At 66.4% G+C, this 24,981-nt stretch carries 23 protein-coding genes and 2 riboswitches; of the genes, 8 read left to right on the top strand and 15 right to left on the bottom strand.

Features of this window, described 5'->3' with window-relative positions; all coding sequences use genetic code 11:
* Positions 1 to 36: 36 nt before the first annotated feature.
* Positions 37 to 1,260, bottom strand: coding sequence for an IS110 family RNA-guided transposase (locus JOE55_RS12285; protein ID WP_193215170.1), 1,224 nt, complete (start codon positions 1,258 to 1,260; stop codon positions 37 to 39).
* A gap of 397 nt (positions 1,261 to 1,657) precedes the next feature.
* Between JOE55_RS12285 and JOE55_RS12290 the strand changes: the two genes are divergently transcribed.
* Both JOE55_RS12290 and JOE55_RS13230 read left to right on the top strand, forming a co-directional pair.
* Positions 1,658 to 2,809 (top strand): calcium:cation antiporter, encoded by a 1,152-nt coding sequence (locus JOE55_RS12290; RefSeq protein WP_204783067.1) that lies wholly within the window; start codon positions 1,658 to 1,660, stop codon positions 2,807 to 2,809.
* 361 nt (positions 2,810 to 3,170) lie between these two features.
* Positions 3,171 to 3,578, top strand: a complete 408-nt coding sequence (locus JOE55_RS13230) for a transposase (RefSeq protein ID WP_280613978.1) — start codon at positions 3,171 to 3,173, stop codon at positions 3,576 to 3,578.
* 355 nt (positions 3,579 to 3,933) lie between these two features.
* Here the strand turns inward: JOE55_RS13230 and JOE55_RS12300 are convergent, their stop codons facing one another.
* The 11 genes from JOE55_RS12300 to JOE55_RS12350 form a co-directional block, all read right to left on the bottom strand.
* Positions 3,934 to 4,794, bottom strand: a complete 861-nt coding sequence (locus JOE55_RS12300; RefSeq protein ID WP_239546664.1) for an energy-coupling factor transporter transmembrane component T family protein — start codon at positions 4,792 to 4,794, stop codon at positions 3,934 to 3,936.
* Positions 4,787 to 6,322, bottom strand: coding sequence for an ABC transporter ATP-binding protein (locus tag JOE55_RS12305; protein ID WP_204783068.1), 1,536 nt, complete (start codon positions 6,320 to 6,322; stop codon positions 4,787 to 4,789). Before JOE55_RS12305 ends, JOE55_RS12300 begins: the two co-directional genes overlap by 8 nt.
* 146 nt (positions 6,323 to 6,468) lie before the next feature.
* Positions 6,469 to 7,092: an ECF transporter S component gene (locus JOE55_RS12310; RefSeq protein WP_175406952.1), complete on the bottom strand. Its 624-nt coding sequence runs from the start codon at positions 7,090 to 7,092 to the stop codon at positions 6,469 to 6,471.
* A gap of 171 nt (positions 7,093 to 7,263) precedes the next feature.
* Positions 7,264 to 8,592, bottom strand: coding sequence for an LLM class flavin-dependent oxidoreductase (locus JOE55_RS12315; protein ID WP_204783069.1), 1,329 nt, complete (start codon positions 8,590 to 8,592; stop codon positions 7,264 to 7,266).
* Between the two features lie 5 nt (positions 8,593 to 8,597).
* On the bottom strand, positions 8,598 to 9,374 hold the full coding sequence (locus JOE55_RS12320; protein ID WP_137319564.1) for a 3-oxoacyl-ACP reductase: 777 nt from the start codon (positions 9,372 to 9,374) through the stop codon (positions 8,598 to 8,600).
* Positions 9,375 to 9,471: 97 nt separating this feature from the next.
* Positions 9,472 to 9,591, bottom strand: a riboswitch (TPP riboswitch).
* A gap of 141 nt (positions 9,592 to 9,732) precedes the next feature.
* Positions 9,733 to 10,173, bottom strand: coding sequence for an NUDIX hydrolase (locus JOE55_RS12325; protein ID WP_137319563.1), 441 nt, complete (start codon positions 10,171 to 10,173; stop codon positions 9,733 to 9,735).
* The gene (locus JOE55_RS12330; protein WP_204783071.1) at positions 10,174 to 10,971 is read right to left on the bottom strand and encodes a class I SAM-dependent methyltransferase; all 798 of its coding nucleotides are present in this window, start codon (positions 10,969 to 10,971) and stop codon (positions 10,174 to 10,176) included.
* Positions 10,926 to 11,933: a thymidylate synthase gene (locus JOE55_RS12335; RefSeq protein ID WP_137319561.1), complete on the bottom strand. Its 1,008-nt coding sequence runs from the start codon at positions 11,931 to 11,933 to the stop codon at positions 10,926 to 10,928. Before JOE55_RS12335 ends, JOE55_RS12330 begins: the two co-directional genes overlap by 46 nt.
* Entirely contained in the window at positions 11,923 to 12,393 is a 471-nt protein-coding gene (locus tag JOE55_RS12340) for a nucleoside 2-deoxyribosyltransferase (protein ID WP_204783072.1), read from the bottom strand. The genes JOE55_RS12335 and JOE55_RS12340 overlap by 11 nt, the downstream gene beginning before the upstream one ends.
* A gap of 74 nt (positions 12,394 to 12,467) precedes the next feature.
* Positions 12,468 to 13,277: a bifunctional hydroxymethylpyrimidine kinase/phosphomethylpyrimidine kinase gene (gene thiD / locus JOE55_RS12345; RefSeq protein WP_137319560.1), complete on the bottom strand. Its 810-nt coding sequence runs from the start codon at positions 13,275 to 13,277 to the stop codon at positions 12,468 to 12,470.
* Entirely contained in the window at positions 13,274 to 13,747 is a 474-nt protein-coding gene (locus JOE55_RS12350) for an NUDIX hydrolase (protein WP_137319559.1), read from the bottom strand. The genes thiD and JOE55_RS12350 overlap by 4 nt, the downstream gene beginning before the upstream one ends.
* A 34-nt stretch (positions 13,748 to 13,781) precedes the next feature.
* A riboswitch (TPP riboswitch) is annotated at positions 13,782 to 13,898 on the bottom strand.
* Between the two features lie 205 nt (positions 13,899 to 14,103).
* Between JOE55_RS12350 and JOE55_RS12355 the strand changes: the two genes are divergently transcribed.
* On the top strand, positions 14,104 to 14,313 hold the full coding sequence (locus JOE55_RS12355) for a hypothetical protein (RefSeq protein WP_204783073.1): 210 nt from the start codon (positions 14,104 to 14,106) through the stop codon (positions 14,311 to 14,313).
* 469 nt (positions 14,314 to 14,782) lie between these two features.
* Positions 14,783 to 15,136: a hypothetical protein gene (locus JOE55_RS12360; RefSeq protein WP_204783074.1), complete on the top strand. Its 354-nt coding sequence runs from the start codon at positions 14,783 to 14,785 to the stop codon at positions 15,134 to 15,136.
* 250 nt (positions 15,137 to 15,386) lie between these two features.
* On the opposite strand, the gene mobF is transcribed toward JOE55_RS12360, so the two are convergent.
* From mobF to JOE55_RS13630, 3 genes are all read right to left on the bottom strand, one after another.
* Entirely contained in the window at positions 15,387 to 18,836 is a 3,450-nt protein-coding gene (mobF, locus tag JOE55_RS12365; protein ID WP_239547556.1) for a MobF family relaxase, read from the bottom strand.
* A gap of 131 nt (positions 18,837 to 18,967) precedes the next feature.
* Complete coding sequence (locus tag JOE55_RS12370; protein ID WP_137319555.1) at positions 18,968 to 19,330, bottom strand: hypothetical protein; 363 nt, start codon at positions 19,328 to 19,330, stop codon at positions 18,968 to 18,970.
* A 15-nt stretch (positions 19,331 to 19,345) separates the two neighbouring features.
* Entirely contained in the window at positions 19,346 to 19,534 is a 189-nt protein-coding gene (locus JOE55_RS13630; protein ID WP_217494851.1) for a DUF5710 domain-containing protein, read from the bottom strand.
* A gap of 227 nt (positions 19,535 to 19,761) precedes the next feature.
* On the opposite strand from JOE55_RS13630, the gene JOE55_RS12375 reads away from it, so the two are divergent.
* From JOE55_RS12375 to JOE55_RS12390, 4 genes are all read left to right on the top strand, one after another.
* On the top strand, positions 19,762 to 19,965 hold the full coding sequence (locus tag JOE55_RS12375) for a hypothetical protein (RefSeq protein WP_137319554.1): 204 nt from the start codon (positions 19,762 to 19,764) through the stop codon (positions 19,963 to 19,965).
* A gap of 36 nt (positions 19,966 to 20,001) precedes the next feature.
* Positions 20,002 to 20,784 (top strand): Fic/DOC family protein, encoded by a 783-nt coding sequence (locus tag JOE55_RS12380; RefSeq protein WP_204783076.1) that lies wholly within the window; start codon positions 20,002 to 20,004, stop codon positions 20,782 to 20,784.
* A gap of 778 nt (positions 20,785 to 21,562) precedes the next feature.
* Positions 21,563 to 22,861 carry an integrase catalytic domain-containing protein gene (locus JOE55_RS12385; protein WP_204783077.1) on the top strand — a complete coding sequence of 433 codons (1,299 nt, stop codon included), beginning with the start codon at positions 21,563 to 21,565 and terminating at the stop codon, positions 22,859 to 22,861.
* A 141-nt stretch (positions 22,862 to 23,002) separates the two neighbouring features.
* Positions 23,003 to 24,751, top strand: a complete 1,749-nt coding sequence (locus JOE55_RS12390) for an IS1634 family transposase (RefSeq protein WP_204783078.1) — start codon at positions 23,003 to 23,005, stop codon at positions 24,749 to 24,751.
* The last annotated feature ends 230 nt before the right edge of the window (positions 24,752 to 24,981 follow it).

Here is a 24,981-nt window from a genome sequence, read left to right on the forward strand (position 1 = left end):
CGGGTCCGACCGCGGGGGGTGCCTCTATGGTTTTCGTCAAGCCGCCAGAGCGACTGACGACGACGCCGGAGGCGTGGTCGGGTCTTCGTACAGGGTGCCATCCCGCAGCATCGCGTAGAGCACGTCAGTGCGCCGCCGCGCCAGGGCGATCAGCGCTTGGTTGTGGCGCTTGCCCTGGGCTCGTTTTCGGTCGTAGTAGGCCCTCGAGGGGCCGTGGTGCAGTGAGGCGAAGGCCGAGAGGAACAGGGCGCGCTTCAGGCGCTTGTTGCCTCCGCGGGGTGCGTGCTCGCCGCGGATCGAGGTCCCTGAGCGGCGGGTGACGGGGGCGATGCCGGCGTAGGAGGCCAGGTGCCCGGCATCGGCGAAGTCCTTGCCCACGACTTCGGTGAGAATCCGTGCTGCGGTCCTGACCCCGATACCGGGCATCGAGATCAGGACCGGATGAAGAGGGTGGGCCTCCACGACAGCCTCCACCTGGGTGGCCAGCCTGGCCCGCTGCTGGAGCAGCCCGGCGAGCTGCTCGGCCAGAATCGGCACGACGGTGGCTGCGGCCTCGGTGCCAGCGACCACGACGGTCTGCTGGGCCAGGGCTTCGAAGATCTCCTCCGTCAGAGTGTTCGCCAGTCGGGGTGCGTGCTTGCGCAGCCGGGCGCGCACGTGCCCGGGCCCGGCGGTCTTGAGCTTGCCCGGGGTCGGGTACCGGCCTAGCAGATCCGCTACTGCCGGGTGCGTGATCCTCGGTCCCAGCACGCGCTCCAGGGCGGGGTGGATCTGGGTCAGCAGCCCGCGCAGCCGGTTGGAGGAAGCGGTGATCTGAGCGGCGAGATCATCATCGGCGCCAGCGAGCATGGCCAGCTCAGCGATCTGCTCATCATCCACACGGATAGCCCGCAGGGTGTGGGGCATGGTGCGTGCTGCTTCGGCGATGATCGCGGCATCACGGGCATCGGTCTTGGCCGAGCCCGGGTGCAGGTCTGCGATCCGGCGCATCGCCAGCCCGGGCAGGTAGGCCACTTCCACGTCTTCGCAGGACTGCGCCACGGCCACGGGCAGGGCACCGATCGTGGCCGGCTGGTCGACCACGAGCAGCACGGGCCCGTGGGCTGCGGCGAGGTCGTCGAGGATGGCCCGCAGCCGGGTTTCGTCGTTGGGCAGTGCCTTGTCGTAGACCCTTTCGCCAGCGGTGGTGAGGGCGACGGCGTGGTGGTCGGATTTGCCGACGTCGAGGCCGATGTACACGGCCGGGGTTGGGGTGGTCATGGCGGTTGCTCCTGGGCTGGTCGGGCCATGGGTGTGCTGGCCAGCCCTGTGGTGATCACGCTCGGCATCCACGTTACAAAGACCCTCGTGAGGGGGACCCCGCCTCTATCAGCGATCCGTGATCACCAGACCGGTCCTCGGTGACAACACCCCCCGGATCATGGACGACTGGGGGCAACGATCATGCCGAGGACCGGCTGGCCGGCACCTGCTCATCCTGGACGATCCAGGCGCCGCCGAAAAGGTAACGGGGCGACTCCGGGCGGTGACCCCGCTGACAGCCTCCCCGGCGATCGACGACTAGGATCGATGCTCGGAATCGACAGACGCCCGCGGGACGACCCGCATCACCAGCGGCCTGCAGCGGGGACGGCCCCGCACAGGAGGCCTGGTCCGCATGAGCTCACCGTCTTCGGCCCTGCGCAGCGTGCTGCACCCAGCCGTCATCCTGCGCCTGCTGCTGGGCTGGGGCGCCTATCTCGCGCTGAGTCTGGCCCAGCCGCTGCTGGAGGGGCACCTGCCTGCGGCCGCACTGGCGGCGCTGCTGGCGGGCATCATCGTCGTGATCCTGGTCTGCGCCTCCGGAGTCGTCGAGCAGGCAGAGCACCTGGCCCAACGGCTGGGGGATCCCTACGGGACCCTCGTGCTGACGCTGTCGGTCGTGCTGATCGAGGTCATCCTCATCTCGGCCGTCATGCTCGGCCCCGGCGAGCACGCGAGCATCGCTCGCGACTCGGTCATGGCGGTGTCGATGATCATCCTCGACCTCGTGATCGGTCTGTGCCTGATCGTCGGGGGAGCACGCCACGGAGGACTGCGACCGAACCGCGCCGGGGTCTCCGCCTACCTGACGCTGCTGATCGTGCTGGCGGCCACGGCCTTCGCCCTTCCGGGACTGATCGGCGACGACGGCGCGTACACCGGCGCGCAGGCGGTGCTCGTGGCGGCCATGACGATCGTGCTCTACGCGTACTTCCTGCAGCGGCAGATGGGACCCCAGCGCGCTGACTTCCAGGAGCCGGGCGCTTCCTCGGACCCGGAGCTCCCCGCCGCAGCTGCCTCGAGCGCTGTGATCACCGAGGTGCTGCGGGCGCATCGCGCCGAGATCATGCTCCGAGCGCTGGTGCTCGTGGCCGCCGTCGTGCCGATCGTGCTGCTCTCGCACCACATGGCTGCCCTGCTGGACGAGGCGCTCGCGCGCCTGCAGGCCCCGGCGGAGCTGTCCGGGCTGGTGATCGCCGCCATCGTGTTCCTGCCGGAGACGATCACCGCGCTGCGGGCGGCCCTGGCCGGCGAGATGCAGCGGGTCTCGAACCTGTGCCACGGCGCCCTGGTCTCCACCGTGGGCCTGACGATCCCGGCCGTGCTCGTGATCGGGCTGCTCACAGGACAGGACGTGGTCCTGGCCGCTGCCCCCGCGCATCTGGTGCTGCTGGGGATCTCGCTGCTGCTGAGCGTGACCACGTTCTTCGGCGGGCGGGCCACCGCGCTGCACGGCGCCGGTCACGTGATGGTCTTCGTGCTCTACGTCATGACGCTGTTCGCCTGAGCCGGACCAGACAAAGGCCCCGGAGTCCGAGGACTCCGGGGCCTTTCACGGGGTGGCTTGCGGGAGGACACTGCAGCCTCGATCACCACCCTGGGATCGCTGATTTCTCGGGCATCTGAGGCTGGCGAGGGGGTCGGTTAACGGCTGCCCCGGCTGCGGAGTCATCGCGACCGGTCGTGGTCGAGATGATCGATGCGCCCTGGGCCGGGCGGCCGGTGCGGATCCGGTGGCGCAAGCGCCGCTGGATCTGCCTCGAGGACGTCTGCGCGGTGGTCTCGTTCATCGAGCAGGCCCCCCAGGTCCAGCCCGTCCTGGCCCAGGCCGCAGGCGATCCCTCCAGATTGGAGGGAGATTGGAGGGCGTGCAGGTCCTGGGCGTCGACGAGCACATCTCGCACCACCTCGACCCGCGCGACTGGCTGGACGAGCGGGGCGAGGCGTTCCGCAAGCGGGTCGAGATCGCGACGCTGGACCCGTTCCAGGGCTGCAAGAACGCGATCGATGACCAGCTCGAAGACGCGACCTGCGTGCTGGACGCCTTCAACATCGTGAAGGTAGCCGGCGCTGAGGTCGATGACGTTCGCCGCCGAGCCGAGCCAGGATCTAGGAGGTATCCGTGGTTGGTGTCTCAAGCCTACCGAACTCGGGCTCGCAGCGCAGGAGTCCCAGCACGAACCGGACGAGACGCAGGTGCGTCGTACGCGGGTCTAGACAGTACAAACCGTTTCGCGATGGAGCGAGGCGAGGGGTGTATCGAACCACGATGCTAAGGCCGCACAAGACACAGACGGCACGGAGTTGTTCAGCTGAATTTATACTAAATCGACGACACCGCCCAGTCTTCGTCCTCCCTATTGAGAGGCGAGAAATCCTGCGGCGCTTCCAACTCCGATGGCCGTTCGTGCATTCCCTTTAGAGCCGGGAGATCAATCCGAGGCTGAAGAGGCCGGGGTCCGCCCAGTCGCAGATGGTCCGGTGATCTCAGTCGGTGGGTGCGTTTCCGGGTCGTGTCGATTGCTGCTGTGGGAAGTTGTGCGCGTTTCTCAGGTCAGATCCCTGGTCATGTCGGGCCGCGGTGTCCTAGTACTGAGTTCGGAATCGTCCGCGGCGGTCAGTTATTCACTCTCAGGTGAGGATGAGCTGCCAGGTACCGACCATCACCGCCACACCAATGGAGGCGGCACTGAAACAAGTGGCTGTGATAACCAGCCAGGCGTCGCGGGCGTGGAAGCGTGAGGCCCGAGACCAGGTTCGTGCTTGCGTCCCGAATCCACGTCCTTCCATCGCCATCGCCAGCCGGGCTCCGCGGCGGATCGCCTGCACTAAGAGTGCGAACGCCAAAGGCACTATCGCTGTGGCCCGAGAGAACAGCGAGTCCGCACCCGCGCCTCGAGTACGGCGGGCCAGTACGAGTGTTTTCCACTCTTCGATGAACAGGGTCACGAGTCTGGCGGCGGCCAGCGCGGAGAGAACGAAACGCTCCGAGAGCCGCAGGTGCTGGACTAACCCGTCGGCGAGGTCCGTGGGATCAGTCGTCGCCGCTACGACGATGCCCGGCAGTGCCAGGGCGAGGGAGCGCACGGTGATCGCGGCACCGGCTTCAAGCGAGCCCAAGGTGATAAGGTAGGGCCCCAACTCCACAAGCACAGTACCGGTCTTCGCCGCCATGATGGCTGTGGCCCAGCCCGCGATCACAGCGGCAACCGGGAGGACCCAGAGTCGGCGGAGCATGGCACCCACGTCGAGCCCGCTTGCGGGCAACCCGATGGCCAGTAGGAGTAGGAGCATCACGGTTGCCGAGACAAGGTCGATGCTCAGCAGTACTCCCATCATGAGGATCAGAACTGCTGCGAGCTTGGCCACGGGGTTGGCACGCGAGACCTGTGTCGGCCGTCGCAGCGGAATGAGGAAGTCCTGGGCGGGGCGCGTTTTCCTCCTCGTCATGGGTTGGACTGATCCCACCGGGAGCATACGCGACTCAGACATGCGAAGCCTCCCCGCCCTCGTCATGGACGTGGACCGAGTTGATGGCCTCAGCTGGGTTGTTCTCTTGTGCTGGGACCGCGCTGGGTCCGTTGAAGTCCAAGCGATCCGCGCTGAGGGCATGTGCGAAGGCTTCGTCGTGGGTGACGGCGACGATGGCCCGGTCCAAGGCCAGTTCCTCGGCGAACATCTTCGTCAGCTCTCGCCAGGTCAGTGCGTCTTGGCCGAAGGTCGGTTCGTCGACGATCAAGACCTGCGGTGCGGCAGTGAGCATGCAGGCCACTGACAGTCTGCGTTTCTCGCCGCCGGAGAGCGTCTGCGGATGAGCCTGAGCCAGCCGGTCAAGCTTCAATCGTTCGAGGAGCTCGTCGACGCGCGCCTGGATCTGGGTCTTCGAGTACCCGGCTTGGCGGGGTCCGAATGCTAGTTCTTCGGCGACCGTGTGGCGAAGGAACTGGTGTTCTGCTTCTTGGAAGACCATTCCGATCCGTGTCACCAGTGAGCGGGACTTCCACTGTGAGGGCTGTGCGCATTTCGGGCGGTGAGGGCCGGCGAGCAGGGACTGCGAAGCGGTCACTGTCCCCGCGTCTTCTGGTATCAGACCTGCCAGAGTGAGAGCCGTGGTGGATTTTCCGCTGCCGTTGGGGCCGGTGAGCGCGAGAGCCCGACCTGCTCGTACCTGCGCCGACACCGTGGCGACCGGCTCTGCGCCGGGACGAGCGACGGTGATGTCCTTAGCACAGAGCATCTCCTCGCCTCGCGTGGTCGGGGTGTAGGCGATTCCAGGGACAGCGCCGGGCAGCCAGAGTCCCGCGGCCTGGAGGCAGTCGCGTAGGCGCATGTCGCCGAGCACAGTGTTGGGATCGCCGTCGGCCAGCAGCCCTTCTGGACCCAACACGAGGATGCGATCAACATGGGGTGCCCAGATCTCCAAGCGGTGTTCGACGACCACCATGGTCGCCCCGGAGCGTGCTTGTGCTGCCAGGACGGCATCGCGGACCGAATGCACCGCATCGGGGTCGAGGTTGGCCGTGGGCTCGTCGAGAACGATCACTCCGGGTTCCATGGCCAAGACGCCGGCGATGGCCAGACGTTGCTTCTGCCCGCCAGACAGCGCCAGGGTCGGGTGGTCGGGCTCCACCGGCAGACCCACAGTCTCCAGTGCTGTGCGCACCCTTTCGGGGATCTTCTCGGCGGGCAGACCGAGGTTTTCCATACCGAAGGCGACGTCATCACCGACTCTGGCGAGAATCACCTGGGAGTCGGGGTCCTGCAGGACGAGGCCCGCAGCCCCGCGTGAGGCTGCCGGTGGAGCGTCACCGACGAGCAGTGACCCCGTGGCATCACCGGAGACGGCTGGCAGAACACCGGTGATGGCGTGGAGGAGCGTGGACTTTCCGACTCCGGAGGCACCGGCGAGGAGAACGCGCTGCCCAGCTTCGATGTGCAGATCGAGTCCGGAGAACGCTGGCCGGGTCCTGCCGGCATGAGTCCAGCCATAACCGCGGGCCGTAACGGAAAGGGGGGTCATACAGAAATCCTTGAATAGGAGCAGGGAGCGAATCGTGGGCGCGATTGGTGCCTCTGGGCTGGAGGCAAATGCGTCGAGCCCGTACCAGCGAGCGTCACGAGACACTGAGACACCGGTCGCGCTGAATGTTTTCGCTCCGGTGATGGTCAGATGCGTTTGGCGGCCCGGCCCGCCGCGACCGAAGAGAGGGCGCCAGTTCTCACGAGTGCGCGCGTGAGGAGCCAGGAGCCCAGGCCAGCGATCACGATGCAGCTGAGCACCGCTAGGAGGATGTAGACGGTCTGGGCCTGAGTGGTCCATGCCGCATAGGACCTCAGAATTCCGCCCACGCCCAGACCGACTCCGGCTAGTGCCCCCGAGAACAAGGCTGCACCGAGTCCGAAACGTCGGTAGCCCAGGAGCGCGAAGCCGGCCTCGGCTCCCAGGCCCTGAATGAGTCCTGAGATGATCACTGTCGCCCCGAAGTGCGAGCCCAGCACCGCCTCGGCAGTGGCGGCGATGAGCTCGCAGAACAGCGCAGCGCCTGGACGGCGGATGATGAGGCCAGCCAGGGGTCCGGCGAGTACCCAGACTCCGCCGAAGAGACCGATGAGCGGCGGATAGGCGTTCGTCCACAGCTGGAAAACGGCCCAGCTGGCAGCCCAGGCCCAAAACACCAAACCGACTGCGAAACCGAGGACGGCGGTGATGACGATATCGACAACGCTCCACCGATGAGTCGATTGAGCCGACCCGGGTTGGTCACGAGTTGTGGGCGTACTGTTCTGCATGGATAGCCTCCTGAAGGGCAATGTGAGTGGCTGGAGCCCTCGACCGCTCGCGGCATCTGCCGCTGCCGACATCAAAGGGTCACGATTTCCCAAGCCCGCTGCCCAGCGCGGGCCCCGGTGGTGCTGCGGATGGTGCACGTTGACACCGGAAGCAGCGTTGCTCTCGACGGGTCAGTGCTTGGGCCTTGTCAGACCCAGGTGCTCTCGTAACGTTGTGCCCTCGTACTGAGTCCGGAATCGTCCGCGGGCCTGCAGTTCGGGGATGACGTGGTGGACGAAGTCCTCGATCCCCTGCGGCAGGGACGGTGGCATGAGGTTGAAGCCATCCGCGCCGCCGGTGTCGAGCCAGAGTTCGATCTCATCGGCGATCGTCTCCGGGGCGCCGACCATCGTGCAGTGTCCGCCACCGGCGGCAAGCCGGCCCAGTAGCTCGCGCACGCTCGGCTGCTCGGTCTCGACGATGCGCAAGATTGTGGCGTATCGCCCCTTGGGGCCGGTGAAGGCCTCCAGCGGGGGTAGGGGCGGTACCGGGGCGTCGAGGTCCCAGGCGGATGCGTCCTGTCCGATGAAGGTGCTCAACTGCCGCAGAGAGCTCTCCGTCGGCAGGAGGACGTCGAGTTCTCGTTGCCGGGCCCGTGCCTCGTCCATGGTCGATCCGACATAGGCCACCAGGCCGGGCATGACCGCCACCGTGTCCGGGTCACGGCCGGCACCTGTGATCCGGCGACGCACATCACTGCGGTACTCCCGTCCCGCCTGCACGTCATAGGCCACGGCATAGATGGCCTCGGCCCGGCGGGCGGCCAAGTCCCGTCCCTGCTCGGAGGCACCGGCCTGGAACAGCACCGGGTGTCCTTGCGGCGGGCGGGGCACATTGAGCGGACCACGCACATCGAAGTGCTCACCGGAATGATTCAGCTCCACGAGTCGGGAGCCGTCCACGTACCGGCCTGGTTGCCCATCGGGTGCCTCTGCGCGTTCGATGAGGATGGAGTCCTCTGGCCACGAGTCCCATAGCCGCAGGACGACGTCGACGAACTCCTCGGCCCGGGCGTAGCGAGTCGCGTGATCGGGCATGCGGGGCATGCTGTGGTTCTGCGCCTCGGTATCGAACATTGAGGTCACCACGTTCCAGCCGATCCGCCCGCCCGAGATGTGATCGAGGCTCGCCAGCATCCGGGCGGCATGGAAAGGTGTGTAGAACGTGGCTGAGACCGTGCTGACCAGCCCGATCCGCTCAGTGGCCTGAGCCAATGCCGCCAGGAGTGTCAGCGGCTCGAGGTGCCACCTGGGACCATCACCGGCCGTGGCCGGTTCCAGTGAGTGGCCATCGGCGAAGAACACCGCGTCCAGCAAGCCGCGCTCGGCGACTCGTGCCAGCTCCTGGTAGTAAGCCACCTCCGTGAGTCGTTCGACCGACGACTCCGGTGCCCGCCAGGCCGCACTGTGATGGCCAACACCGTGGATGAACAGATTGAAGTGGGCCTGCTTGACTTCCACGGTGCTCACCCCTTGACGAGCCCGCCGTCAACGATGAGGTTCTGCCCCGTCACACCCCTGGCCCACGGGGAGGCGAAGAACACCACCGGGTCGGCGAGCTGTTCCGGCGTCGTCACCGCCCGCAGCGGGGTACCTGCGGCGATGCCTTCGAAGACCGCCTCAGGCGTCGCAGACGAAGCGTCCGTGGTCTGCAGCAGGCCACCGGAGACCATGTTCACGGTGATGCCTTGCGGGCCGAGATCATCAGCGAAGGTCCGGGTCAGAGACAGCAGCGCGGCTTTCGCCGCGGTGTAGTCGTGGTAGGGAACGACCGGGTGCTGGAAAAGATTCGTACCAATGTTGACGATCCGGCCGAAGCCTGCCTCGACCATGCCGGGAAGCGTTGCCTGGATGACGTTGAGAGGTCCCTGCACGGAACCGGTGAACTGTGCGGTGATCTCCTCGTAGGAGATCTGGTCCGCGTGGGAGCGGGCATCGCCGTTGAAGGAGAAGTCGGCCAGGGCGTTGTTGACGACCGTGGTGAACCGCCCGCCAAGGTGATCGGCTGCCTCAGCGACGAGCGCGTCGACCTGGGCACGGTCGCGGACATCAGCCCGGATCGCGATCGCCTGTCCAGGGTGGCCGGCGGCGAGGTCCTCCGCGGCCTCCTGGGATGCGTGGTAGTTGATCACCACCCGCGCACCCTGGGCCAGGAACGCGCGAGTGATCGTAGCTCCGAGTCCGCGGGCCCCTCCGGTGACGAGGACGATCTGCTCGGTGAGGGGGAGAATAGTGTGTGCCATGTGTATGCCTCTCGATGTCGAGGCGAAGGCAACCCGTGCGCGCCAGAAGGGGGCGAAGCCCCTCTCATGGTGCGCCGACACCGCCAACGTTGTCGGCGGGTGCAAGTACGGACATTCCCTTCGCCAGTGCTAACTGGATCAGGTTCAACGGGTGTCATCTCAGCCGACCGCGTCCCATGCTCGAAAGCTGGAACGGGCGGCACCCCGTGTCGCACGACCATCACATCACGGAAGCCACCCTCTCCACAAGTCGGTCTCGGCCCCCGGTTTGTTGTCACTGGAAGCAATGTCACAGAACACCGGAAATCAATCATGGCTATCCGACAATTGGGCATTCTGGCTTCTCGTTTTGCTTGTCTTATTTTGGACGCTCTTGTTGCTCGCGCTCCAGCTCGAGCGCGGTTTCGGCAATAGCGCGGACGTCGAATGTTTGCGCCACCGGTATCGCATCCATTTCCTCGAGAGTGAACCACGCCGCCTCAAGCGCATCATCGCCCGAGACCGGTTCCCCCCGTTCCCATCGGCAGAGCACCGCGATCAGAACATAATGCAGATCGTGGTCGGCATCGATGACGTCGACAGCATCGAAGACATCACCGGGTGTGGCGTGCACTCCCGTTTCCTCGGCGAGTTCGCGCACGGTCGCGACGGTCAGGGTCTCACCGAGGTCGATCTTTCCCCCGGGGAATGCCCAGCGCCCAGCATCGGGCATATGGGCCCGACGGATGAGAAGGACTCGCCCTTCCCGGACCACTGCCGCCAGCGTCGCCGGTTTCGGATAGGAACGGCCGCATGTCATCTACCCAGCCCCGATCGTGGACTCGGAGGCCGCCGCGAAGTGGGCTGTGATCTGCATGAACGGTGGATGGTCGATGGGCGACTGCATGCCGACGTCCTCCACCGATTGTGCTCCGCGGTCGGTGACCTGGTCCACTGTGAAACCGGCCTCGTTCAGCACCGCCTCGTAGGTGCTGATGAACCAGTGCCGGTCGACAAGCTCGAGAACACCGGCGCCGGGGATCTGCAAGCTGACCCTGCGTTCGTCTCCGTCGCGGTAGCGTCTGCCGGGCTCGCCACTGCGGAAGGTCGGGAACGGTATTCCTGTGGCCGCCGGGTTGCTGTCGACGATGAAGAGCGTGCCGGTCGGCGTGAGCACTCGGGCGAGTTCACGGGCGATAGCTCTCAGTTCCTCGCGTGTGGGCACGTTGATGAACACGAAGCAGCACACGACCGCATCGAATGTGGCGTCAGGGTAGGGTACGTGGCCGCTGTCGATGGTGTGGAATCGCGCCGTCGGTTGCGGGGACTGCACCTGGGCGAGGGTGATCATGTCGGTGCTGATGTCGACACCGACGACCTGCGCTGCGGCCTCGGCGTCGAGGAGGCGTCGTGAGACTTTTCCGCTGCCGCACCCATAATCGAGCACGATCGCCTCTCGGCCGCAGGCGGTTTGGAGATCGTTGACGAGCGGGGTGTAGGCCAGTCGGGTTTCGACATAGTCGTCGTAGGCAGCGAACCCTGCTGATACTGCCGGAGTCGTCCATGATGTCGTCACTGCCGCACCGCCCTCACGCTCGCGTTTTCGATGCTGGGCCATCGATTCACGACCAGCTCCCGGTGGAGGGGATGAAGGTCGCCGATCATCGATGGGTCGACTGGTCGCTGACATTGGAGTTGCCGGTGGATCCAGAACAGGCGGACAATGTCGACCCACGCTTCTGGAAGGTCAACGGTCGCCAGTGCGCGGCCTGGGAGCCTGTCTGCACGGATCGACTGCTCCAAGTCCAAGACCTGGTGCACCTGGTCCAGGCTCGCTCCCGAGGGTAGCCGTGGAAGTGTGCTGGGTTCCTCCACGATCGTCTGCTCATCGCCATCGAGGAGGCTGTCCACCTTGGCGAGGTCTTTTTCGTAGATGTGGATCGAGCCGACGTTGTGGATGTACACGCCCGGAGTCAGTCCCAGCATCGAGGCGAGGAATTCTTGGACGAACGTGAAGGAGAACGTGTCGTTGAGCAATCCCATGTACGCGTCGTTGGCGCGCATGAACGCGACCATGTGCAAACGGTCGTCACGGCGCAACAGCTGGAGAGCTAGCGTGCAGGAGACATCGATGTTGCGGCGGTAGATGTCTTCGGAGTGGTCGAAGATCTGCAGGACGGCACGTTTGCTCGCAGGGTCATCGTCGTTGAGGATGTTCACGATTCGTTCGATCGCGGTCTCGCCGCCGACGTCCCTGAGCAGTTTGGGACCATACCCCGTGCCCGGCAGGCTGAGACCGTCAGGACTGCACCGGCTCATCGAGGGCGCGTAGGTGCGGATGAAGTCGAGGTCGTTCTTCCCCGAGAGGTACCACAGTGCTTCGGCGTAGTTGAAGATGATGTTCTGCCGACGCGACCGCGCCAAGCAATATCGCCGGGCGGGGTTGGTCAGGCGCGCGGTGAAGCCGATGATTTCGCGTTCGTCCTGCCCACGGGGACTGTTCTGGTATTCGAACCCGGTGTAGACCTGTCGCAGTGAATCCAGGTAGAGCGTGTGGAGGTCGGGATACTCAGGCTTCACTGACGGCTCCTCCCTGCACGCGCTCGATCGCAGCGAGGATGCGTGGCGCGGTGGGCTGCTCGGGATCGATGATGATCTTCTCAACGTCGGCGACCGCTGGGAGGCCCCGGACGAGGAACGCGTACTCAGCTCCCTCTTCGAGGAGCAAGACGACGGGCTTCTTCCAGGCTGAGGCCCACCCGATCTCGATGTGCGTGCCCGGGGACGCGGGTGCGCCGGGGAACGCGACGAAGACGTCACAGGCGGCGATCTCCGTGTAGTCGATGATTGTGCACTCGCTGGGTTCCATGAACTCACGACCCCAGCCCTCTCTGCGGTGGGCGCAGTGCACATCCCACCCCTGGCCTTCGAAGAAGTCGATGATCGAGGTGTACTTGTCGATCTCGGCATCGCCCATCACATGGGTGTCAGCATCGACGAGAGCTTTGAACGGGCCGGCGAGAAACATCTTTCGCGTCATAGTCACGGCTCCTTTCATGAGTCGATGTGGTTGGCCCCCGATCGCGCGGAACGAGAAGGGGTTGTTCTGCATCCCTACCCGCGCGGCCAGAACTGGTGGAAATGGTGCAAAGGACCATGACCTTGGCCGACGTTGAGGCGGTCGCTGGCAACCAGAGCGTCTTGCAGGTAGGTCTTCGCCTGGTCCACACTTTCGGGCACCGAGTGGCCGGGCAACAGCGCAGTGATTGCCGACGACAAGGTGCAACCGGTGCCGTGGTCGTTGAGGGTCTCGACCCGGGGAGACGAGTAGGTGGAGACGCCGTCGGGGCCGGCAAGGTAGTCGACACTGACCGTCTCGCTCGTGAGGTGCCCGCCTTTGAGCAAAGCCCACTGACAGCTCAGTCCACGCAGCTGGGTGGCCTGGTCCTCCATCTGCCCCAGATTAGTGACATCCTCGGTATCGAGGAGCACGGCGGCTTCGGGAAGATTCGGGGTGATGACCGTGGCCAGCGGCACGAGGGTGTCCCGGATGGCAGCCACCGCATCGTCGTCTAACAGCCTGTCGCCACTCTTGGCGACCATCACCGGATCCAGGACCACGGTCTCAGCTTCGTGGTGGTGCAGGCGCTCGGCGATGACCTCGGCGATGGCGGCGTTGGCGACCATACCGATCTTCACCGCGTCGACACGCACATCGTCGAACACTGCATCGATCTGCTCACCAACGAATGACGGATCAAGGGGCACGAACGAGCGCACACCGCGCGTGTTCTGCGCCACGACCGCAGTGATCGCGGCCATGCCGTAGGCGCCCATCGCTGAGAAGGCTTTGAGATCGGCGTGGATGCCTGCCCCACCGGTGGGGTCGGTTCCCGCGATGGACAGGACGTTCTTGACCGTCATGCGCACACTTCCTTCTGCTGCCGTGTGGCGGCGTACCGAGCGACCTCGGCGACATCCTTGCTCAGGGTCAGCCGGGCTTCGTCGACTTCGTCGAGGGCGAACCAGCGTGCTTCGAGGGCATCGTCGCCAGCGTGGGGTTGCCCCGAGCGCCACCGGCAGAGCACGGCGACGAGCACGAAATGACTGACTAATGGTCTGTTCTCGTCGCGGCTGAACGCGTCAAGGCAGGTCAAGACACCGGTGGCCTCACTGATGATGCTGGTTTCTTCACTGAGTTCGCGTTCGGCGGCTTGGGCGATTGTTTCTCCGAATTCGATCTTCCCGCCCGGGAATCCCCAGAATCCTGCATCGGGAGGGTTCGCACGTCGCGCCAAGAGGACATGGTCGTCTTTGATGAGGACAGAAATGACCGCGACCCTTGGGTGCGCGTCAAATGAGGAAGTGTCAGGAACGACAACAGCATGAGACACTGTGACCTCCTAGCGTGGAGGCCAGCGAAGGAAAGAAGCCCTGCTAGACCAGTCCCTTCGCCGGCATGGTCCGGATCAGGTTCTAGGGTCACCACGCTGACAACGTCCAGTGGTATCTCAGCCCCTTGACGGGACACCCCTCGGTACGACCCGAATCTACCAGAACGCCGTCACAGACACACCCTGCGCGGATAGACTGCCGCCGGATACTGGTGTTGGGATCGCCTGCGCACCCATCCAGTGACGCGACTGCGCCTGATGGAGCAAGTCCCCGCCCCACGGGTGGATCCACTGGTAGGTGTCGGTACTGGACGGTAGACCGGAAGGTGTCGGTCGAGCATGAAGGAGGACTGGTCATGGCGACGACGAAGGCCTTGTCACAGGCCGAGATCGACCGGCTCGAAGCGCAGGTCACTGCTGGCCAGCGGATGGCTGGCGGAGAGGAGTCCGACGCCGACCGCGCCCTGGATCGCAAGGTGCTGGCCGGTGAGATGCCCGGCGATGACGCCATCGCCATCGCCGTCCGGCTGGCGCAGATCGACGCGAAGTACGGCATCACCCGGTAGCACGCCGCAGGCCAGGGTCGCGGGTGGGGGTGGACGGTGATGCCGGATCATTGCACAGATCCCGGCACCGAGGTGCTCGTCAACATCCCCGGCTACACCGATCCGGCAGCGTGGAAGGAAGCCGAGACCGCCGTCACCGGCCTTCGTGCCCGCGAGCTGGCCCGCACCCCGATCATCGGCGACTTTGACCTGCCACCTTTGCAGGCTATCCACGCCGCCTGGTCGAGGGCTTCTACACCTGGGGCGGCCGCCTGCGGGATACGAACACCGGCCCCGGTGGGACCGGCATCGCGCACTGTCTGCCCGAGTTCATCCCCGACGAGGCCGTCCGCGTGTTCGGTGTCCTCGCGAAGATGGATCACCTTCGCGGTCGGGACCGGGCCGGGCTCTCCGAGGGCCTGGCCTGGGCGTGGGGAGAGACGACAGCGATCCGCCCCTTCCGTGAGTGAACACGAGGAGCCAGTTCACGTTGTTCAACCAGCTCGCGGTCGAGGCCGGATGGGTCCTCGACTGGAACCAGATCGACCCGCACGTCTTCGCCCACGCCCGCACCGTCGCGATCTACCGCGATCCCGACGGCCTCGACGCATTGCTCTACCCGGCGCTGGTTCCGGCCGCTTCCAGCCCTGAGCGTAAGGTCGCCGAGCGGATGGAACAAGTCGTGGCGAAGTTCGCCCGGCCCCGCCCTCCACGTAAGATGGATGCCCTGGATCACGAGCTGCACGCGGCGTTGCAGCGGCGAGCATACCGCCTCGCCCCTGACCCGCCGTTCGGTCCGCCACACCAGGGGCCGGGGCTACACGACCGAGGGGTCGGGCTATGAACACTCCACGTATCGCCACCGCCGCGCGGAATGAGACCAGCGTGCGGGCGGCCCGGTCACACTGGGTCGAGGAGAACGGGCCCGCAAAATGTGCGAACCCCTCGATGCCCTCGGAGCACCGTACGAACGGAACAAAACCGCAGGAACAGTTAAACGGTCGAAGAAGCTACACGCTCAACGCCCAGCACCACCCGAACTGGTTAGCAAACCGAGCCGTGACGGAGAGGCAGAAACATGGACGGTACGCGATCTAGAGGCCGCGTGCTGGCCGGTCTCTGCGGGGAGCACTCCGGGTGAGGTACTGCTCGTCGACGAGTTGCCGTTGGCGTTCCCCGAGTGCTGTCGCGCGGGCTTCGGTGGCGGCGCGTTTGATCTCGATGAGATCCACTGCCTGATCCCGTGGCGGGCGACGGAGCTCGGCGGCCTCAGCCCGCGCTTCCTCTGTCGACGCCCTCCACTTGGCCGCCTGCCTCCGGGGGCTGGTGCGTAAGTATCGGTCGGGGTCACGGCGGACGTTGTCCGCCCCGTGGAGCCGCGCCAGGAGTGCGAGTCGGTCGCGGCGATGACGCTCCTGCAACCCGGTACGCGCCTGCCGCGCCGCGACTACGGCCTCGTCGGCTTGCACCACTTCGGGAGCGTTCTCGGCTTGCTGGGCGGCGACACGGCCCGCCCACTCATGGAGGTCATCCGCGGGCCGCGGGAGAGTGCCCCACTCCGAGGACAGGCGACCGCGCAAGGCCTGTGTGTGCTCGTGGGCGGTGTCGTGCTCGCGTTGCGCACGCCGCTTGCCGAACCATCCCGCCGTTGCCAGTCGTCCGGCCGCCTGGGCTTCCTCGGCCAAGGCGGCGAGGTAGTCCCGGCCTTCGGCTTCGGCGCGTGTCTCCAGGGGCGCGAAGGTCTCGGCCCGCATCGTCGCGGCGTGCTCCTCCGCGGCAGTGAGGGCGGTGGTGCTCTCGTCCGTCTCCTCCCGATGCCGGGCCGATAGCGCGTCGAGCTGTTCGCCGACGTTCTCCCACCAGGTGGCCCGCTGCTTCGCCTTCTCGATCAGATCGTCGAGGCATGCCAGCTCTTCTGTGACCATCGCGACGGGACCGTCCTTGACCAACCCTTGGATGGCTTCGTGGGCGCGGGTGGTGGCGTCGGTCAGTCCGCGGTCGGCGCGGTCGCGGCCCATCGCCTCGACGAACTGCGCTCTCGCATTCGTGAGGTCCGCAGCGATGACGTGGAGCTCGTTACGGCCGCTGCCGCGGGTCAGTCCGACGTAGACGGCTGCCGCGTCGAGGGCGTCGGAGAGCACCGTGTGCGCCGTGTTCACGGTGGCACCCTGGACGCCGTAGGCGGTGGAAGCGTAGGCCAGGTGCACGTGCTCGGCCACATAGTCGGCCGGGAGCGCGACCGTGAGGTTGTGCCTCCGGTTGGTGCCGGTCTCGATGGCATGAACGGTGCCGTCCTCGCCGATGCGTTGGACGGTGAAGGTCTGCCGGTTCGCTACCCGCAGCTCGGCATCGTTCTGCCGCGCCTGCACCAGGTCACCCGCCCCGATGGGCAGACCAGCAGAGTCGGTCACGGTGCGCCCGTCATCGACTTCGCCCTGTTCGACGCGGAGGGTGCGGGTGCGCTCGTTCAACTCGGCGGCTTCGTCGTTGGTCGCCACGGTCACCGCATCCTCGGGGACCGTGTGCTCGGCGATGTGCTCACGCATGGCGTCGTCGTCGGCATGCAACCGGACCAGGCCCATTGCGTGCAACTGGTCGAAGATCGCCGCAGGGTTCTTCCCCTCCCGCATGCGCAACGTCAGCGCCGCATACTGCTCGTCGTCGAATCGGTGCAGCTCGGACATGTCCACGGTTGCCCCGCGAATGTGGGCGGCCATGTCGAGCACACCGCCGCGCCCGACCGCGGGGAGTTGGGCGCGGTCGCCGACCAGCGCCACCGAGGCCCTCGCTTCGCGGATCACGGTGAGAAGGGCGAGGGCGGTGTCCTGGTCGAGCATCCCGGCCTCGTCCACGATCACCCGCTCACCCCGCACCAACCGCGCCTCACGCGGCGGACCCGTGTAGACGCGGCCCGTGGTGGGGTCCGTGTCGCCGCGCTTGAGGCGGGTCCAGACGCCGTCGTCGTTCCACCGGAACCCGTGCGCGTACACGAGCGCGGCTACACTGTCGGCGGGTACTTTGAGGGTTTCTGCGGCGACTTGGGCGGCCTTCTTCGTCGGGGTGACCACCCGCGCCGACCGGCCCGCGTGGTCGAGGGCTTCGATGGCGGTGGCGAGCATGGTGGTCTTCCCCGACCCTGCCGCTCCCTCGACCACCACGAGCGGGTCACGGGAGGCGACCGAGGCAGCGGCGTCGGTCTGTCCGGCGTCGAGGCCGTGCTCGGCGGCGAGCGTGCTGAGGTCCGGGCGGCGAGGCTCCCGGTTCGGGGCCTGTGCTTCGAGCTGGTCCCGCAACTCGCTTTCGGCCTGCACCACCCGCAGGCTGGTGAGGTGTGCAACATACTCGGGTTGCACCGCGCCGGGCGGCAGCACGGAGAAGCAATCCTTAGCTGCGAGATCGGTGGCGAGTTGCACGAACTCGCGCAACTCGTCAGGGGTGGCTTGCACGCCGTGCTCGGTGGTGATGCGAGTGGCGTGCTCGCGCAGCGTGTGCACCGTCCATGTCGATCCACCCGCCGCGCTACGGTCGAGGGCACGGTTCGCGACCTCCTGCACGCTCAGGTCATCGACGGACACCCGTGCCGGTGCCGTGGCGCGGGTGAGGGTGTCGGGGTCGTAGCCGGCCTCGACCAGCTCGGCCCGCCAGGCGTGTTCGTCGCCGAGGTCGGCGGGCTTCTTGTTCGGCCGCTCATGCGCCCACGCCCTGTGCAGCAGCCGCGCCCGCACGACCGGGCCGGACTCCTCACCGGGATGGGCGTGCTCCCACTCGGCCTCCAACTGCTTCAGGTTGCGTTCGACCTGATGCGCACGCTTGCTCATCATCGGATTGAACTGCTCCAACTCGGCAACCTCCCCGGTGACCGGGTCGAGGGTGAGCCCGTTCGCGTCCAGGGTTGCAGCCAATTGCGGGTTCGCCGCGATGACAGCAGTGCCGAGTGCACGGATCGCGCCTTGCTGCTTGAACAGGACCGCAGTATCGAGGGCACGCCACTTGCCCGCGGCGGGCACGCGGGTGCCAATCTGGAAGTGCACGTGCCGGTGCGGATCACCGGCACGACTGGTCTTGTGCACGACGGCGACGGTCTGCAACGACTCCGCCGGGATGATCTCCTGCTGCCCGCGCGGGCCGACACGGGTGTAGGAGTGCTGTGCCAGCCACTGTCGGATCTCCGAGACCGCGTCCTGTTGGGCTTGGTCGAGGGCGTCGGAGACCTCCGGGTGCAGGGCGGCGGCGATCGACAGCGACTTCGGGGTGTTGACGACCATCTCCGCGAACCGCGGGGAGCCCTTCCGGACCTCGCCCGCCTCGCGCGGGATGCCCATCTGCTCCCCGGTCAGCGGATGGGTCCAGTCGACCCAGCCCGCGTACTGCTCCGGGTCCAGGCCGGTGTTCGCGATGACCTCACCGGCGGCGTTGGTGATGGTGAAGTCCGCCAGCGCCGTGCCGCCTTCGAGGTAGTAGTCATCCACGGTCGACCGGTCGGATTCGAGGTACCGGCGGGCGGCGGTGCCGGGTCCGCGGAACAGGGTCACGCCGCCTTTCATGCCGGTCACCGCCTTCCTCACGAGTCGCTTCGTGAGGAAGGTGCGCGGGTACTACCGCAGGTAACATGCGTCCATTCGTCTTGACAGCAGGAGAGACCGGGTCAGCGCGGAGAAGCGCGTCAGGGGTGCGGTTAGCGGCGTCGCTTGTGCTGGTCGCGGAGGTCGCGCCAGTCGTGGATGGGTCCGGTGATCGTGTCGAGCTGCTGGGTATCGGGATTCCAGCGGATCGCGGTTCCCGGGGCGAGGGTCTGCTCGAGGACGCGGGTGATGTGGACCAGGAGTCGCCAGTCGACATCCCCGCGGCTTTGGAGATGATGGCGCCACTCGGTCGGCTGTGTGACGATCATCGGTCGGCGTAGCCAGCGGGTCTGGATCGTCACAATCTGGATCTTCCCGGGGCGGCAGGTCGAATCGCACATATGGCAGAACCAGCCGTAGGGCGCCCGGATCGCCCACGGCAGCGGGTCGGTGCCGGTGGCGTCTCGGAGAAGCACGGCGGGGTCGTCTGGTCATGATGGGTCGGGCTCTACGCGCGCCGGTCGAACGGGTGGCGGCAGGTTAGGAAGCCACCGGTCGAGTGCGCGGATTCCGGGCCGGGGCGCATACCAGCGGCGAGCCTGCGGGTCCCAGCGGGCACCGGCGGCCTTGGCCTGGTCCTTCTCACGGTAGGCGACGTCGAGCCAGATGCGCTGCACCATCGCTGCCCCCTACTCCGCCTCGTCGCTGTGCCTGATACCTCCACCGTACGTTGAGCACGAGGTCACGACGACCCTGTCGCCACGGCCTGCTCGATGTCCGGGATGCCGTGCGTACCTATCAGGGAGACAACCGCCTCAGGCCGGACGCTCAACTGCGGGGATTGCCGGGGTTTCACTGGGGCGGGAAGGTAGAATGGAGAGTGTCGGATGAGCATGGAGGAGGCATCATGGCGACCACCCAGACGGCATCGCAGGCCTGGACTGCGCAGCAGCTCGCCGCGATTGAGGCCGGGCATCGTATGGCCGGCGAAGAGCCCACGGCTGGGGACGTGGAGGCCGCCCGCCGGGTGCTCACCGGTGAGGCCACGCCCGATCAGGTCATCGCCGAAGGGCTCGCCGAGCTGGAAGCCGAGCACGGCTTCACCCGCTGACTGCTGGTCCTGTATGCCTGGTTGCGGGGGCCGGTGATGCCGGACCATTACACGTATCCCGGCACCGACGTGCTGGTCAATCTCCCCGGCTACCACGATCCGGCGTTGTGGAAGGCCGCCGAACGGCGCGTGATCACCACGCACATGGCCGACCTCGCCCTGCACCCGGTCGACGGCGACTTCGACCTGCCGCACTTGCAGGCGATTCATGCCCGACTGGTCGAGGGCTTCTACCCCTGGGGCGGACGGTTGCGGGATACGAACACCGGACCCGGCGGCACGGGCATCGCGCACTGCGTGCCCGAGTTCATCCCCGTTGAGACTGATCGCGTGCTTGACGCTCTGGCGAGGATGGACCATCTCCGCGGCCGCGACCGTGCCGGGTTCTCCGAGGGCCTGGCCTGGACGTGGGGAGAGGTCACGGCGATTCATCCGTTCCGTGATGTGAACACGAGAAGCCAGTTCGTGTTCTTCAACCAGCTCGCGGAGTCAGCGGGCTGGCTCATCGACTGGAACCAGATCGACCCGCACGTCTTTGCCCACGCCCGCACGCGCGCCATCGACATCAGCGAGGATGGTATCGAGGCGCTTCTGCACCCGGCGCTGGTACCTGCTCGCGGGATCGACGGGCAAGAGGTCCGGGCGCGGATGCTGCGCTCGGCGACGGAGTTCACGCGTCCCAGGGTGGCGAGGGAACGTAACGTGCTCGACCGGGAGCTGCGCGCCGCGTTGCAGCGGCGGGCGAATCGCCTCGACCCCGACCCTCCGTTCAACCCTCCGCGCGACCACGGGCCAGAGGACCGGGGGCTCGGGCTATGAGACAGCGGAGAGCCGATGGAGTGCTCCGTAACGGGGCCGGGAACGGGTCCGCAAAATGTGCGGACCCGTTGAGCATCCGCGCGACGGGCAGTCAGGGGGCAGAAGCCCTGGTGGCGCGGTGCGGGAAAATTTCGCACACCGTTGACGACATCCGGTGGCAGTCTCGCGGGCCGCAGTGGGGCCGATCACGGTGGTGCCGAATCGGCACGACCGTGCCATCAGCCACGGCGGGGCAACGGGGCCGGAAAATTTCCGGGACCGTTCCGCGGCCGTCGCGGTCCCGCAAAATTTGCAGGACCATGCACCCGGCCACGGGGGTGGAAAATTTTCACCCCCGTGGGCGGTCGACGGTGGTGCCACGCTGGCACCACCGTGAAGAGCCAAGGTGAGGCGACGGTGACTGCAACGTGCAGGCACCGTGGAACCCTGACGGTCCCGGGATGGCGGTGGTGGCAATTTGCTACCACCGTGCTGCCCTGCCTGATCGGGTGATGGCGGTGGTGCAAAATTTTCACCACCGCGAGGCCTGAGGTGTGGCGGCTACGGGGGTGCCGAATCGGCACCCCCGTGCCCGACCCCGATTCCGGGGCTTCGACGGGCACGACAGCACTGACCATCCACATATAGTAGCTCGCCTCCGTTCGGATGGCTAGATGTCGACGAGACTCATATAAAGTCCCCGCGTAGCAGGGCCCGTGCCTCACAGGGTTTCCCCGCGAAATCTTCCGCCCTTCAGGTGGCACGGCGACGATGGGGTATGACTGACTGGGACGTGTCGATGACGACCCGCATCGAAGTGACCAAGAAGTACGCCACGGCGTATGTGAGGGCTTCGAAGAAGCAGAAGGGCGCGATCCTGGACACCGTTGTCGGGATCACCGGCTGGGACAGGGACCACGCCCGCCAGCAGCTGCGTCGCCGGGCCGCCCAGCCGCCCGGGCGGCCCATCGCCACGGTGGCGGTGCTGGACCGGCGCAAGTCGAAGCCCCGCAGGTACTCCTACGACGCCGTGGTGGTGCTGCAGCGGATCTGGGCGGCCTCCGGCGGGTTGTGCGGGAAGTACCTGGCCGCCTCGATGGGTGAGTGGATCGAGGCGATGGAACGCCACGGGGCCCTGCTGGACGGCGAAGACCGGTACTGCCCGTCGGTGCGGGCCGAGCTGCTGGCCATGTCGGCGGCCACCATCGACCGGTACCTGGCCCCGACCCGGGCCAAGGACCCGCTGCACGGCAAGTCCGCCACCAAGCCGGGCTCCTTGTTGCGCACCTCGATCACCATCCGCAAGGCCGGTGACGAGGTCGAGGCCGAGCCCGGATTCTTCGAGGTCGACACCGTCGCGCACTGCGGCCCGACGCTGACCGGAGAGTTCGCCCGTTCCGTGAACCTGACCGATGTGCGCATCGGCTGGGTGTTCACCCGCGCGATCCGCAACAACGCCCGCGTGCACATCCTCGCCACGCTCCAGGCCGGCCTCGAGGCGATCCCGTACCTGGTCAGCGGCCTGGACTTCGACAACGGATCCGAGTTCATCAACCACGACGTGGTCAACTGGGCCGCCGACCAGGACATCTTCTTCACCCGCAGCCGGCCCTACAAGAAGAACGACCAGGCCACCATCGAGTCCAAGAACGGACACCTGGTGCGCCGCTACGGGTTCCACTACCGCTACGACACCGGCGAAGAGCTGGCCCTGCTGAACCGGCTCTGGCCCCTGGTCAACGACCGGCTGAACTTCCTCACCCCCACGAAGAAGCCCACCGGCTGGAGCACCGACGCCGTCGGCCGGCGTAAACGTCTCTACGACACCCCGCAGACCCCATACCGGCGGTTGCTGGCCTCCGGGATCCTCAGCAACGCCCAGCAGACCGAACTGAAAGCACACCACGACAGGCTGGACCCGATGGCCATCGCCACCGAGATCGACCGGATCCAGCAACAACTGATCCGCCTGGCCGCGGAGAGGACCCGGCAACTCGAACGCGAGGCCCAGGCCTCCACCGCCCCGCCCAACCCTGCCGGCATCAAACTCCACCACCACCGACGCCAGCCGGGGTTCCGCGTAATTCCGTGTTTCTAGCCCCGATGTGAGTGCAAGATCCGCGAGAATCCGGGGAACTGCTCTCGCGACGCCCCGAGTTACATAGATACACGCTTCCGTGATCGTGATTCACATGGGCGGCTATGTGTGGTAGTTGTCATAGGTGTGTACATCAGGACGGTGAAGCGGCGGACGAGGACCAGCGAGGTCTCCTACGTTCAGCTGGCCCACAACGAGTGGGATGCCGCGAAGAAGCGGTCGACGCCGAAGGTGGTGCATTCCTTCGGCCGTGCCGACGAGGTCGACGAAGCAGGACTGCGCCGGTTGGTCGCCTCGCTGCAGCGCTACCTCGGCGACACCGACGACACCGGCACGAACGGCGCCTCGATGCCCGAACCTGTCGACTCCCGCCCCGCCGGCGGGGCGTTCCTCCTCGACGGGGTGTGGAAACAGCTCGGGCTCGATCGGGTGATCACCGGGGCCGGGCAGAAGGCTCGGGGCCGGAAGCGGGACCTGGACGCCACCGAACGGATCCTGTTCGCGCTGGTGGCCAACCGGGCGCTGGCTCCGTCGTCGAAGCTGGCAGCGGCTGACTGGATGAACCACGATGTGGCGATCCCCGGCTTGACCGACACCGTCGGGGCCGTGGATGAGGACGCCTGCTACCGGGTCATGGACTGGCTCACCGACACCGGCGAAAGCCTGGAGCGGGCAGTCTACGAGCAGGTCGCCGACCTGTTGAACCTGGAGGTCGATCTGCTGTTCTTCGACACCACCTCCACCTACTTCGAAACCGAGGACGCCGATCAGCCCGTCTGGCGCGACGAGACCGGCCACCCGATCGCCGATACCAGCACCGGCGACGTCTCCCAGGGTGCTGGACCGGCGGGGGCGGTCCAGCAGACGCCGTTTCGGACGTATGGGAAGTCCAAGGACCACCGCGGCGATCTCCCGCAGGTCGTCATCGGCCTGGCCGTCACCCGCGACGCGATCCCGGTGCGGGTGTGGTGCTGGCCGGGCAACACCGCCGACTCCGCGCTCATCTGCCAAGTCAGGACCGATATGCGCGACTGGAGTCTCTCGCGCATCATCTACACCGCTGATCGCGGCTTCACCTCGAAGGCCAACCGGCGGGAGCTGATGCGCGGCGGGGACGGCTACATCCTCGGGGAGAAACTCCGATCCAACTCCGCCGAAGCGGCCGCGGCCCTGTCTCGTCCGGGCAAGTACCGGACCGTGAAGGACAACCTGAAGGTCAAGGAAGTCACCATCGACCGGACCACCGGGACTGCGGACCGGTTCATCGTCTGCTTCAACCCCGAACAAGCCCACCGCGACGCCCACACCCGTCAGGCTCTCGTGGCCCGGCTCGAAGAGATGATCGCAGGATCCGATACCCTCACGGCTGGCAAGCGGGGTGAGCTGAAGGGCAAGATCTCGACCATGCCGGGCCTGAACCGGTTCCTCCGGTCGACGAAGACCGGGCTGCTGCGCATCGACAAGGACACGATCAAGCAGGAGACCAACCTCGACGGGAAGTACCTGCTGCGCACCTCCGATCCGCATATGAGCGCTGAAGACGTCGCGCTGGGCTACAAGCAGCTCCTCGAAGTCGAACGCGGATGGAAGGACATGAAGTCCACCCTCGACCTCAGGCCGGTCTATCACCGGCTCGAGTACCGCATCCGCGCCCACGTGTCTCTGTGCTGGCTGGCTCTGCTGCTCATCCGCATCATCGAGAACACCACCGACCAGACCTGGAACGACGTCCGCCGACAGGTTCAGCGGCTCCACCAGGTCACCCTCGAAGGCGATGAGGGCACGATCACCACCATCACCCGGCCCACGCAAGCCCAGACCGCACTCTTCACCCAGCAGGGCCTGCCCACCCCGAAGCAGGTCCAGGGGCTCACGCCCACGCGCATCTGATTCCTGCACCGCCAGCCATAGATACACGCCATGCACGCGCCCCGGCGTGCGTTTCCGCTGATCAAAGCCCAAATCCAAGTGTCTAGACCCAATCAATTACGCGGAACCCCGGGCCAGGCCAGCTAGATTTCCCGGGGACTTTTACCTGAGGCACGGCCCACCGTTCCCGGGGAATTGACTATGAGGCACCACGGATGTTGGGGTTGACTTTTTTGCTCCGACATGCTTTA

The organism is Kocuria palustris (assembly GCF_016907795.1).
GTDB lineage: Bacteria > Actinomycetota > Actinomycetes > Actinomycetales > Micrococcaceae > Kocuria > Kocuria palustris.

What these genes read in the sequence shown, in the direction of transcription:
- JOE55_RS13630 (WP_217494851.1), bottom strand. Translation starts at nt 19,534, where the DNA reads ATGGTGCAGCGCATCTGGCTCGACGTCGCCTACCGTGAGAAGGACCAG.
- JOE55_RS12320 (WP_137319564.1), bottom strand. Translation starts at nt 9,374, where the DNA reads ATGGCACACACTATTCTCCCCCTCACCGAGCAGATCGTCCTCGTCACC.
- JOE55_RS12330 (WP_204783071.1), bottom strand. Translation starts at nt 10,971, where the DNA reads ATGGCCCAGCATCGAAAACGCGAGCGTGAGGGCGGTGCGGCAGTGACG.
- JOE55_RS12355 (WP_204783073.1), top strand. Translation starts at nt 14,104, where the DNA reads ATGGCGACGACGAAGGCCTTGTCACAGGCCGAGATCGACCGGCTCGAA.
- thiD (WP_137319560.1), bottom strand. Translation starts at nt 13,277, where the DNA reads ATGACGGTCAAGAACGTCCTGTCCATCGCGGGAACCGACCCCACCGGT.
- JOE55_RS12285 (WP_193215170.1), bottom strand. Translation starts at nt 1,260, where the DNA reads ATGACCACCCCAACCCCGGCCGTGTACATCGGCCTCGACGTCGGCAAA.
- JOE55_RS12325 (WP_137319563.1), bottom strand. Translation starts at nt 10,173, where the DNA reads ATGACATGCGGCCGTTCCTATCCGAAACCGGCGACGCTGGCGGCAGTG.
- JOE55_RS12375 (WP_137319554.1), top strand. Translation starts at nt 19,762, where the DNA reads ATGGCGACCACCCAGACGGCATCGCAGGCCTGGACTGCGCAGCAGCTC.
- JOE55_RS12385 (WP_204783077.1), top strand. Translation starts at nt 21,563, where the DNA reads ATGACGACCCGCATCGAAGTGACCAAGAAGTACGCCACGGCGTATGTG.
- JOE55_RS12305 (WP_204783068.1), bottom strand. Translation starts at nt 6,322, where the DNA reads ATGACCCCCCTTTCCGTTACGGCCCGCGGTTATGGCTGGACTCATGCC.
- JOE55_RS12300 (WP_239546664.1), bottom strand. Translation starts at nt 4,794, where the DNA reads ATGTCTGAGTCGCGTATGCTCCCGGTGGGATCAGTCCAACCCATGACG.
- JOE55_RS12340 (WP_204783072.1), bottom strand. Translation starts at nt 12,393, where the DNA reads ATGACGCGAAAGATGTTTCTCGCCGGCCCGTTCAAAGCTCTCGTCGAT.
- JOE55_RS12380 (WP_204783076.1), top strand. Translation starts at nt 20,002, where the DNA reads ATGCCGGACCATTACACGTATCCCGGCACCGACGTGCTGGTCAATCTC.
- mobF (WP_239547556.1), bottom strand. Translation starts at nt 18,836, where the DNA reads ATGAAAGGCGGCGTGACCCTGTTCCGCGGACCCGGCACCGCCGCCCGC.
- JOE55_RS12290 (WP_204783067.1), top strand. Translation starts at nt 1,658, where the DNA reads ATGAGCTCACCGTCTTCGGCCCTGCGCAGCGTGCTGCACCCAGCCGTC.
- JOE55_RS12310 (WP_175406952.1), bottom strand. Translation starts at nt 7,092, where the DNA reads ATGCAGAACAGTACGCCCACAACTCGTGACCAACCCGGGTCGGCTCAA.